At 39.7% G+C, this 11,949-nt stretch carries 9 protein-coding genes; 3 read left to right on the top strand and 6 right to left on the bottom strand.

What is annotated here, in order from left to right; all coding sequences use genetic code 11:
* Nucleotides 1–58: 58 nt before the first annotated feature.
* Nucleotides 59–1,294: a site-specific integrase gene (locus WCM76_10015; GenBank protein ID MEI6765966.1), complete on the top strand. Its 1,236-nt coding sequence runs from the start codon at nucleotides 59–61 to the stop codon at nucleotides 1,292–1,294.
* Nucleotide 1,295: 1 nt separating this feature from the next.
* The gene (locus WCM76_10010) at nucleotides 1,296–1,979 is read left to right on the top strand and encodes a helix-turn-helix domain-containing protein (GenBank protein ID MEI6765965.1); all 684 of its coding nucleotides are present in this window, start codon (nucleotides 1,296–1,298) and stop codon (nucleotides 1,977–1,979) included.
* A gap of 51 nt (nucleotides 1,980–2,030) precedes the next feature.
* Here the strand turns inward: WCM76_10010 and WCM76_10005 are convergent, their stop codons facing one another.
* The 6 genes from WCM76_10005 to WCM76_09980 form a co-directional block, all read right to left on the bottom strand.
* Nucleotides 2,031–5,270 carry a type I restriction endonuclease subunit R gene (locus tag WCM76_10005; protein MEI6765964.1) on the bottom strand — a complete coding sequence of 1,080 codons (3,240 nt, stop codon included), beginning with the start codon at nucleotides 5,268–5,270 and terminating at the stop codon, nucleotides 2,031–2,033.
* Between the two features lies 1 nt (nucleotide 5,271).
* On the bottom strand, nucleotides 5,272–6,297 hold the full coding sequence (locus WCM76_10000) for a virulence RhuM family protein (GenBank protein ID MEI6765963.1): 1,026 nt from the start codon (nucleotides 6,295–6,297) through the stop codon (nucleotides 5,272–5,274).
* Between the two features lie 48 nt (nucleotides 6,298–6,345).
* Nucleotides 6,346–6,690, bottom strand: coding sequence for a hypothetical protein (locus WCM76_09995; GenBank protein MEI6765962.1), 345 nt, complete (start codon nucleotides 6,688–6,690; stop codon nucleotides 6,346–6,348).
* A gap of 98 nt (nucleotides 6,691–6,788) precedes the next feature.
* Nucleotides 6,789–8,015, bottom strand: a complete 1,227-nt coding sequence (locus WCM76_09990) for a restriction endonuclease subunit S (protein MEI6765961.1) — start codon at nucleotides 8,013–8,015, stop codon at nucleotides 6,789–6,791.
* A gap of 1 nt (nucleotide 8,016) precedes the next feature.
* A complete protein-coding gene (locus tag WCM76_09985; protein MEI6765960.1) occupies nucleotides 8,017–8,934 on the bottom strand; it encodes an ORF6N domain-containing protein in 918 nt (305 codons plus the stop codon).
* 19 nt (nucleotides 8,935–8,953) lie between these two features.
* On the bottom strand, nucleotides 8,954–10,531 hold the full coding sequence (locus tag WCM76_09980) for a class I SAM-dependent DNA methyltransferase (GenBank protein ID MEI6765959.1): 1,578 nt from the start codon (nucleotides 10,529–10,531) through the stop codon (nucleotides 8,954–8,956).
* 1,198 nt (nucleotides 10,532–11,729) lie between these two features.
* Here WCM76_09980 and WCM76_09975 point away from each other — a divergent pair.
* A partial coding sequence (locus tag WCM76_09975) for a hypothetical protein (GenBank protein ID MEI6765958.1) occupies nucleotides 11,730–11,949 on the top strand: 220 nt, incomplete at its 3' end.

Here is an 11,949-nt window from a genome sequence, read left to right as displayed (position 1 = left end):
CCCCCAGTGTCCCCCCGTTTGATTTATTAGTTTACCTTCGTAACCCAATAAAGACAGTATGGCCGAAGTAAACTTCTATTTGAAAAATCCGAATGCAAAAGGCAAAACTTTGATCTATCTTTTTTTTAGCTATGACAAGCAGCGATTGAAGTATTCTTCGGGCGAATCTATCCGCCCCATACTATGGAATGCTAAAAAGCAACGGTCTGTCGGTTCTGCTGCTGGCTCGATGGAGTTAAATGGTTTTTTAGATAAAATCGGCGAGGACACAATGAATATTTACAGGCAGCTAAAGACGGGAGATGAGTTTATAAGTCTTCAATTATTAAAGGAAAAACTTGATGAGCGCTTTTCTGTTACAAAGAAGGCAAAGTTAAATTTGTTCTCGTTTATTAAACAGTTTATAGATTCTGTCAAAACATTGAAACAGGTGGGTACTATCAAGGCATATCAAACAACGCTGAACATTTTGAACGACTATAAAGATCTGACGAAAAAGAATCTTGATTTTAATACCATCAATCTTGATTTTTATAATGATTTCTCAGAGTACCTCATCAAAGAAAAAAAACTTAGTACAAACACTATCGGTAAGCACATCAAAATTCTTAAAGTATTTTTGAACGAAGCCACTGAAAGAGGGTTTAATACTAAAATGGATTATAAAAGCAAACGATTCAAAGTCGTTACAGAAGATACGGAAGCAATCTATCTGAGTGAACAGGAACTTGACCTGCTTTATAATTTGCCATTGGATTACTCAAAAAGACTCGACAAAGCAAGAGACTTGTTTATTGTTGGCTGCTATACTGGATTAAGATTTTCGGATTTTTCTCAGCTTCGCCCCGAAAATTTCAATAACGGGGTTATTAAAATTAGAACTCAAAAAACTGATGAGGTAGTTGTAGTGCCTGTTCATCAAAGGGTAAGCGCGATTATGGAGAAGTACAGTAATGAACTGCCACAGGCAATATCGAACCAAAAACTGAATGAGTATTTGAAGGAAATAGGAGCGCTGGCAAAAATAAATGATGATATACAGATTACAAAAAACAAGGGTGGCGAAAGAATAAAAACTACTTTTAAGAAATTTGATTTGATTTCAACGCACACCGCCCGCAGAAGCTTTGCAACGAATCTTTTTCTTGCCGGATTCCCTGCAATTTCAATTATGAGAATCACAGGACACCGGACTGAGAAAGCTTTTTCAAGATATCTTAAAATTTCACCGGAGCAAAATGCGGACTTGCTTGGCAAATTCTGGAACACCGAAATGAAACTTCAAACCGTTTAACATGGACAAGGCACATAAAGATGAGATGGTAGAATTCTTTGTATTAAATTCCGAAGAATACATTGATGCGAGGACGGCACTGCATGAAAACATCGAAAAATTTTCCGGGACAACCGAAATAATTAATTATCTCGAAAGGGTTTCTGGCATACTTAAATACATTGCGATTGAAATACGAATTTTTAATGCAGCAAATCCATCGCTTCAAGATGGCCGGACGGTAAACATTTTTGAGGAAACCGTCAACAAGCTTTCTGACTACGTGAAAATCCTCCGTGATAAATATTTCATAATGGATGAGCTACTTGGTACAGAAAAGGAATTGCAAACACCGTTGGTCATTTCTGCACACCAAGAACAGCCAACTCCCGATCTTTTGGCAGCATTCAAACAAAAGACGAACAAAGTACTGACGGAAAATGATGTTGAAGATTTAAAGTCCATTTTTTCGGAAGTCATTTCAAAGTCAGTACCACAGACATCAAGCGCTGACGATACAGAAATATTATTAAAGCGTAAGGATGTGGCGAAATTGTTTTCTGTTTCTTTGAAAACCGTGCATGACTGGATGAAATCAGGGAAATTGCCTGTTCACCGTATTAACAGCCGGGTGTTTTTCAAAAAAAGTGAAATATATGCGGTGCTTGAGGCAAAACCGAAATTGGGAAGAAAGAAAAATAGCTGAAATAGTTGATGGCATTCAAAAATCTATTCAACTCGCTCAAAAGATGTTTTATTACTTCGTGAAATAATCCGCCAACAGCTCTGCTTGTTTCAAAACCGTATCAATTGCTTTCTGCTGCTTGTCGGGCGGGTATCCCCATTTTGTGAGTGTCCGCTTTACAATTACCATCAGTTTTGCTCTTGCACTCTCTCTGATCGTCCAGTCAATGGTTGCATTTGCCCTGACTTTGTCGGTGATCTCTCTGGCAATTTCTTTCAGTTGCTCATCGCCTAAAACCTTCACGGCACTATCATTTACTTCTAAAGCATTGTAGAAAGCTACTTCATCCTTCGTCAAACCAAGACGTTCACCCTCCTGATCGGCTTCCTTTATTTCTTTTGCAATATTGATGAGTTCCTGAATGATCTCTGCTGTTGTCAATAAATTATTCTGGTAGCGTTTTATCGCACCTTCCAGCATTTCCAGTAGTTTCTTGCTTTTTACAAGGTTGGTCTTTGCCCTTGTTTTTATTTCATCATTCAATATCTTTTTCAGCAATTCCAGCGCGATATTCTGATGCTTCATCCCTTTCACCTCTGAAAGAAACTCATCGGACAGTATTGAAATCTCCGGTTTGTCGATTCCGGCGGCTTCAAAAATATCAATCACTTTATCTGAACTCAATGCCTCATCAACAATTTGCTTGATGGCCGTTTCAACCTGAATATCCGACTTGCCTGTACCCGGCACTTCAAACTTCACCAGTCGTGCCCGTACCGCCTGAAAAAATGCCACTTCCGGCAAATGAGATTGAACTTCATCTCTGGTGATACACAATGAAAGAGCCTGACTTAATAAACTGACTTCACGAATAAAGCGTTCATTGCCTTCCTGCAATCCAAAAATGTGTTCTTCCGCTTGCAGTATGATGGAGAGTTTTTCTTTTGAATCAACCGTAAAAAATCGTTTGTAGTTGAATTTATTGCTGCTTCCGTAATATGCTTCGGGTTCTTCAACCAAAATATCCTTGCGGGTGCTGCTGTCTTCGTCAAACATCTGCTGAACCACTTCCAGCTTTTCTTTAAATACTTCAACAGCCTTGATGATGTTCTCCGCCGGATTACCTTTGCCACCAGCCTCACCGTAAAAGGAAAGCGCTTTTTTAAGGTCACTGCCAATGCCCAGATAATCCACCACCAAGCCGCCGGGTTTGTCTTTAAAAACACGGTTTACCCTTGCAATTGCCTGCATCAGGTTGTGACCACGCATCGGCTTGTCAACGTAGATGGTGTTGAGGCAGGGTGCATCAAATCCGGTAAGCCACATATCCCGAACAATCACAATTTTCAAAGGGTCGGCAGGGTCTTTCATGCGTTCTGATAAATCCCTTCGCTGTTGCTTGGTTGTATAATGTTTCGCAATTTCAGGGCCATCGGCACTATTAGTGGTCATAACCACTTTGATAGTACCCTTCGTCATATCATCGCTCTGCCATTCCGGGCGAATAGCAATAATCTCTTTAAAAATATCTGCTGCGATTCTCCGGCTCATGGCTACAATCATTGCCTTACCATCAAAAACGGATTGTCGTTTTTCAAAATGAGTAACAATATCTTTTGCCAGATTGACTATCCTATCTTTATTACCAACAATGGCTTCCAGCTTAGTCCACTTGGCCTTCGCTTTTTGCTTTTCGGTGATTTCTTCGTCCTGCTCCAGATCAGCATCAAACTCCTCGATAAGGCGTTTACCTTCTTCATCAAGATTTACTTTTGCAAGGCGGCTTTCATAGAATATCTTTACTGTTGCGCCATCGGTAACGGCATCTTTGATATCATAACGGTCAATGTAGTTGCCGAAAACCTGCGGTGTATTTACGTCCGTGCCTTCAATCGGAGTGCCTGTAAAACCTATGTAAGTAGCATTGGGCAGGGCATCCCGCATGTACTTGGCAAAGCCAAAGGCAATGCGTTTACCAATAATCTCTTTCGTTTTCTTATCTCTTTCGTCAACCAATTTCGCTTCAAAGCCGTATTGCGTTCTGTGGGCTTCATCAGCGATCACTACAATATTTTTTCGGTCGGAGAGCTGTTCATACACAGAGCCGGATGCAGAACTTGCCGAAGCATCAACCATGAACTTCTGAATTGTAGTGAAGACGATACCACCGCTGGCCACTTTCAGCAATTGTTTCAAATGTTCACGGCTCTCGGCTTGTACAGGCTCTTGACGTAACAACTGCACGGAAGCGGCAAATGTGTCGAATAACTGGTCGTCCAGATCATTGCGGTCGGTAATGACAACGATGGTCGGGTTTTGCATTTCGGGTGCGGTTATCAGCTTGCCCGAATAAAAAACCATGCTTAAACTTTTTCCTGAACCCTGTGTGTGCCATACCACGCCACCACGTTTATCTCCGGTCACGCCTGATGCAATAATTGAGGACTGAACCGCTTTGTTTACGGCGTAGTATTGATGATATGCTGCTAATTTTTTCTCGGTGAATATCTGTATCAGTCCTGTTTTTGTATCTATTTTTTTTGTTTTCTCAAATACAATGAAGTTGCGTACCAGATCAAGCAGGGTAGATGGCTGCATCATGCCCTGCAACAAGGTTTGCAACTGTGGTTTGAAGCGTGAAGCGTCTTTTATTCCGTCTGCACTCTTCCATGTCATGTAGCGGCTGAGGTCGGCAGAAACACTGCCTGCCCTGCATTCCAGACCGTCTGAAACAATACAGACGGCATTGTATGTAAAAAGACTTGGAATAATCGCCTTGTACGTTTGAATTTGTTTGTATGCACTCAGAATATTGGCATTTTCGTCAGTTGCATTTTTAAGCTCAATCACCACCAACGGTAACCCGTTTACAAAAAGTAACACATCAGGCCGTTTATTCTGATTGTTTTCAATGATGGTGTATTGATTGACTATTAAAAACTGATTGTTCGCCGGATTCTCAAAATCAATCAATGCTACCTCATGACTGCGCTCGTAACCGTTTTGCTGATACGGAACTTTAACTTTCTCGACTAACAATTTATGAAACTCTTCGTTGTTGTGCAACAACACGGGTGAATATATCCGCAATACTATTTGAATAGCGTTTTCCTGAGCTTCTAACGGAATGTGCGGATTTATTTTTGCTATGGCCGAACGTAAACGGTTTGTGAGGAGGATCTGCTGATAGCTTTCCCGTTCGCAAAACAAACCTTCGGGCGAAAGCTCTTTGCCGTTGGCATATTCCCATCCCTGCGATTGCAGCATTTCAATCGCTGAGGCTTCAATGATATTTTCAGTGATGGGTTTCAAATTATTTTTTCTTTGTTGATGGACTGAGTTTCTTCACGGCTTTATCAAAATCGCTTTCAAAAAGTTTATCCTGAACAATGCGGTATTTTTCAAATTCATTTTCAGCAAATGCTTTGGCAATCGCTTGTGTAACTTTACCTGCATTTTTTAAAATGTCTTTTTCATTGAACTGCAAAAACGCATTCAGCTTGTCTGCCCAGTCCTTCATCGTCATGGGGATACTCCGTTCTGCCTGTGTTTCGGCATAATCCAGATACATGGTAACAAAACGGTCAAGGTTCTTTAGTTCTGTTTCTTTCAGATAATTTTTAGCAACAGAAACATCGGTTTTGATAATTTTTCCTGACGGCGCATTCTTCCATGTGGTTAATCCCATGTTTTGATTTTTGCTGTCGGCACGGTTCATTACCAGTTCGGCGGCAGTGTTCCCATGAATAGCAAAGTGCAATTTATTTTGAACAGAGGCAAAAAAGTTTTGTGTTACCGTGTCATCCGTGTTGTAGTCAACTGCCGTGGCGTATATGTCGGTTATTTTCTGATAAAATCTTCTTTCGCTTGCCCGAATCTCTCTTATTTCGGCCAACAGGGTTTCATAATATTCTTTGCTGAGAAATGCCCCATTCTTCAGGCGTTCCTTATCCAGAACATAACCGCGAATAGCAAAATCTCTTAATACCGAAGTTGCCCATTGCCTGAATTGGGTTGCCTTTTGTGAGTTTACACGATAACCGGTAGCAATGATGGCGTCAAGATTATAATGTTTTGTTTTATAGTTTTTACCATCGGTTGCAGTTACCGAGAATTCCTCGGTTACTGAATTCTCGTCCAATTCATGTTCTTTAAAAATATTTTTCAGGTGAAGTGAAATATTATCCGCACTGCAATCGAACAAAACCGCCATCATTTTTTGGGATAACCATATCGTTTCATCCTGATAACGTACTTCTATTCCATTTTCACCTGCTTGTGAGGTGAAAATCAGAAACTCAGCCGTGCTGTTTCGTATTTGAAGACTTTTATTTTTCATTTATTCAATATCTATTTTTTCACTAAGCAAATACAAATCACGATAAAGTTAAAAATATTTATTCCATAGTGGCGGTTTCCCATGCACCTCAAAATGCCGTTGCATTAATAATCCCTCAACGTATCCGGGTAAATCGTTGTGAGTTTCATCCATTGTAACAAACCAATAAATGTCGAGGCCATCAATCTTTCCCACGGCCATTTTTTTATCAAAGAACTCCTGACGGTTTAATCCATCCTGATTGTTATTGATCCTGCCCTTCAATAATTGTTCTTTAAAAATGCCGGATTGTGTGATGGTTCCTGAATTACCAATGTAAACCAGATCAACATGCCCTTTTGCCAAACGAAGAATATAGTAAATCCCCGGCAATTCAGGAACATCTTTGCTCACAAACGCTAAATTATCCCCTCTCTGAAAGAAGAAATGCCCCTTGTTTTTGTATTTATTCGTTTCGCTAAACATACTTTCAATTCTTCACTCTTCACTTTTCACTTTTCATTCTTTACCCTCACCTCCCCACTCATCAACTTTGGCAATAACGTATCCCGAAGTTGGGTAAGGCTGCGGATTTGTAATTGGTTTGTAAATATTTTTTCAAATATTGAATTAACTCTTTCATTAAATTCTATTAGCATATTTTCAGGAGGTAGATTAATATCGATATTTGAAAAATCACCAGTATTTAAGTTATCTGTTGCTGTACCACCACTCGCCATAGCCAGTAATTCATCCTTCATACGGCTCATTTTCAAAAATAGAAAATACGTATAAAACTCTTTTACGGGAATAATTGAATTAATTTGTTGATTGGTTTGAGCCGTTTTCGCATTCATTACGACAAGCCCAACGGTTGCGATACAACTGACACAAATAGATTTCGGCGGAAGGTTTTTATTATATTGTGAGTAAGCGCCCGATTGAGTGAGGCTATCAACAGTGCTAAAAACAAATACATTATCGTGCATGTCTGGTATTTTAATAAATGGAATTTCCCCATCAAAATATTCAGATATCTTTTTAGACGGGGTTTTTCCGCAAATTATTTTCCCTAACGCACTCAATTTTACAATTTTCCAACTCTCCTCTGCCTCCTCAACAAACCACTGCCTGAAAAGTGTTTCGGCTAATTGCTCAAGGGTTTTGTTTTGGCGGTGCAGTAAGTCTATTTTATCATCGAGGCTGCTGGGGATTGATGATATAGCGCACTGTTCTGAGTAGGATATTAAAGGAACTGAAACTTTATGAAAATCTTTTAATACTACTCTAGGAATTGCTGTGCCTGAAATAAAACTATTTTTCATTAAGTATTGTGATATAGGAGAAAGCAAGTAATACATATAGAAATATGGATCAAAACCTTCTTTCAATCTTGCAATCGCAATTGATGATAACAATACAATCTTTTCAGGTTGAGCGTAGACAAAAATTATATCCAAACAATTAGCTCCGTCTTTTGAAATTAAAATATCTCCTTTATTAGGGCTGCAATTGGCTTGAACCAATGAATTAAAATCTTTCTCAGAAATAGTTTTACAATTCTCAAATTCAAAGTAGTTGTATCGCATATCCTTCACTGATGCCATATAATATTGAGAAAGTTCTACTTTAGGTGAGAAGTGAGAACCATCAGTAATTACAGTGCATATTTCACCTAATTCTGCGACACTCCAATCATTTGGGAGATTTCCTATTTCAGTTTCTTTCCACTCACTCATATTAACCCTTCAATTTTTTCAGCAAACTTAAAGTTTCGGTATCCATTTTAGAAAAAGCGAACCATTTTTTACCGAGGTCTTTTAATGAAGCACCGATATGATAAAGTTCTTTTTCGTCAATAATCAGGAAGCGGTCGTGCGCCTGTTTCAGTTCCTTTACCTGTACCGGTTCATATTGGGCGTTATGCTTGCTAATATCTAATTGAAGCTGCTTGCTTAATGCTTTAGTGTAAATCGTGAGTTGTACACCTTTTTTCCTTTTTATAAAAAGAGTGAGTACAGTATCATCAATGTAATTATCAACGAGGATAATTGATTTGCCAGCATTACGAATGAGGTTAGCAATAAAGGAATAGGCATCGTAAATCTGGCCATCAAAGAAAATACCCTTTTCGGGTTGCAGTTCCTTTTTTTCCAATGCTGTAAAAATACGGTCGAACTTTTCATCAGTTTCGATCTGCTTGCGTTCAACCTTGTCCAGACGATGAAAAACAACTGCATTATCTGCAATGAATTTTCTCATCTCCACGAAAGCCTGCATGATCTGTATGCTCATTTTAACGGCTGTTTCGCTTTTCAACACTGCGGAGAGCATTGCAACTCCTTGTTCTGTAAATACGTAGGGCAAATATTTACGATGTTGTCCACGACCGGTGTTTAAGGTGCCATTTTGGAACCTTAAAGAATCAATTTTTGAGGTGCCAATATGGAACCTCAAAGATTCCCATTCTTCTTCATTAAGAAGGAACATGAAGTCAGCAGGAAAACGTCCAATATTACGCTTGACGGCTCTGTTTAATAATTTCGTTTCAACGCCATACAGTTCTGCCAGATGGCTGTCGAGCATCACCTGAAAGCCCCGGGCAGTAAAGATGCGGTTTTCAATATCTATCCGATTTATTATTTTATTGTTTGTCATGAGTTCATAAAACGTTTAATCACACATTGATTTTACTAAGATTCTCTGCAATCCGTTTATTTAATTCTGCTTCTTCCGCAATTTGTTTTTCCAGTTCAGATTTCAGCGCATTGAAGCGTTCGGGGAAATTAAAATCATCTTCATCATCGGGCAAGCCAACAAACCTGCCGGGCGTAACAACATAATTCAGGGCTTTCACCTCTTCGATAGAAACGCTTTTGCAAAAACCCTGTATGTCCTGATAATCGGTGGATTCGACAGGCTCAACCACCGAAGCCCGCCAGTTGTGGTAGGTGCTTGCTACCTTAGCAATATCTTCATCGGTAAACTCAAGGTTCTTTCGTGTTTTTAAAAAGCCAAGGTTGCGGGCATCAATAAAAAGTATTTCACGTTTGCGCTTTTGTTTGTTGCGACTTAAAAACCACAGGCAAGCCGGAATCTGCGTATTCAAAAATAATTTAGACGGCAAGTTTACGATACAATCGATCAGGTCGTTCTCAATAAGAGCCTTTCGTATTTCGCCTTCATTACTTGTCTTGGTGGTCAGAGAACCTTTCGCCAACACAAAGCCCGCCTGTCCATTAGGCGCAGTATGGTAAAGAAAATGTTGTATCCATGCGTAGTTCGCATTTCCTGCTGGCGGCACACCATAAACCCACCGGGCATCTTTTTGTAGGAGTTCACCACTCCAGTCGCTGTCGTTAAAGGGTGGGTTCGCAATGATATAATCGGCTTTCAGGTCTTTATGTGCATCATTCAGAAAACTGCCTTCATTGTTCCACTTCACATTACTGCTGTCAATTCCTCGTATGGCAAGATTCATCTTTGCCAGCCGCCATGTAGTCTGGTTGCTCTCCTGCCCGTATATCGAAATGTGGTCAGAAGGGTTCAGGGAAAGCTTATTGCCATTGCTCTTTTTATAATAATCCTGATGATGTTTGATGAATTTTTCACTCTGCACAAACATTCCGCCGCTGCCGCAACAGGGGTCAAATACCCGGCCTTCATAAGGCTCCAGCATTTCAACAAGGAGTTTCACTACACTTCCGGGCGTATAGAACTGTCCGCCTTTTTTACCTTCCGCCAATGCAAACTCACCGAGGAAGTATTCAAACACTCTTCCAAGCAGGTCTTTACTTTGAGCTTCTTTTGTGCCCAGAGTCGCGGTGCTGACAAGATCAACCAGACCGCCCAAACTAGCTTTATCTAATTTCTCCTGTGCAAATACTTTCGGCAAGACCCCTTTTAGAGATGGATTGTCTTTTTCAATGGCATCCATTGCATCGTCAATATCTTTACCGATGGTTGGAAGCTTTGCCCTGCCCTGTATATAAGTCCAACGTGCATCAGACGGCACAAAGAAAACCTTCTCGGCAAGGTATTCGTTTTTATCTTCGGGATCAGCGCCATCGCTCTTTTGAGATGTGAGCTGCTGAAACATTTCCTCAAACGCATCAGAAATATATTTCAGGAAGATGAGACCCAATGCCACATGCTTATACTCGGCAGCATCCATGTTCTTCCTCAGTTTGTCTGCCGCTTTCCACAATTTCTTCTCTAAGGGCTCTTCCTGTTCTTCTTTTTTAGTCTTTGCCATGAATCGGTGTCAATATTTTCAGGTTACATTATAACAAGTCTGCTAATTTAAGTTTTATATTTTGAATGTAGCCATACATTACGAGGTAAAAACAACCTGATTGGCACACCTGCCCGTTTTTTTGCGTTGAAAATACAGAGAATACTCCGATTGAATCGTGCAAGCGAGGCATTATTGGATAAAATATGTTGTTGGGGAGGTCACGGTTCATTTTTAAAACTAAGGGATGCGACTTTTTATCTATGACAGGTGATTCCCCGGTTAAAATTTTGAATTTAGCAGCAGATCGGGAGGATTTCAACCAAATTAATTTTATCCAAGGGGTCAAAGAAGGAATTATTTACTAATATCTTGAGGGTAAACGGCCAAAACCAACCGGATATCCGTTGTAGGAGCCTTATTTTTTTCAGGACGGTGCATATTTCCCAATTACGAGAGGCTGTTCAAAAAATGTCAAAAACTGCTCGATTCCTGTTAAATTCTGTATGATTTCTGTCAAATTCTGTACGATTCCTGTCAATTCCTGTCAAATTCTGTACGATTTCTGTCAATTGCTTGTTTCGGCAAAATAAAAAAGCCTTTTTCTGCTAAAAATTGCCATGCTCCGGCCTATTTCTACCTGCAAAAGGATAGTTACTACTTAAAACCGCAATGTATCTACCGAAAAGCGATGCTTTTCTACCAAAATCTGCCAAAAAACGATATTTTTCTACCAAAATCTACCAAAAAGCGGTGCTTTTCTACCAAAATCTACCAAAAAACGGTGGTTTTCTACTAAAATCTACCGAAAACCAACTGAAAATGGCATATTCCTGGATGCGCTGCTATTTAGTGTGTTGAAATAGAGTGATTTAAAGTTGTGCGGGACTTATTCCGGGCGATTATTGCCCATTTTTTACCGTAATGATGCCGTTATGGGGGGTAAAAGAGTGGAGGGATTGCTAAAGGATCGAGAAAGACCAAAGTTGAAAGCGAAGCTTAGTCAAATGTTAAGATTGGTTCAGGCGCTGGTCAAATTCTGAAATATTAAACAAAATAAATCGGCGCTGATATTATATTTTTTTATATTTGAAGTGGCAATTTCATTGACTGGAATTTTTGCGAAAACATGATAATAGCCAGTTTGACACTCCACAATCATAATTTTTATTGAAACTTTGACAGATTAGTAATTGAGAAACAATAACAACCTATTCCCATGAGAAGATTAGCGTTAATAACCTTGGTTTCACTATTGGTCTGCGCTTCGCCGAAGGTATATTGCCAAGCAGCAGGAGACTCGTTAACAACAAAATATGTCTATTGTGAACTTGTTGGAACTGCAAAATTTCTAAGCACAAAGGTTACTGTTTCTGTTGATTACGGTGGAAAAAACGCTCTAAATATCCAGTGTGCGCCGGTTCAAATTGACCACCTCG

It is taken from the genome of Bacteroidota bacterium (assembly GCA_037133915.1).
Classification (GTDB): domain Bacteria; phylum Bacteroidota; class Bacteroidia; order Bacteroidales; family CAIWKO01; genus JBAXND01.
The sequence above is the reverse complement of the archived record's forward strand: the minus strand, read 5'-3'. Positions and strand labels throughout refer to the sequence as shown.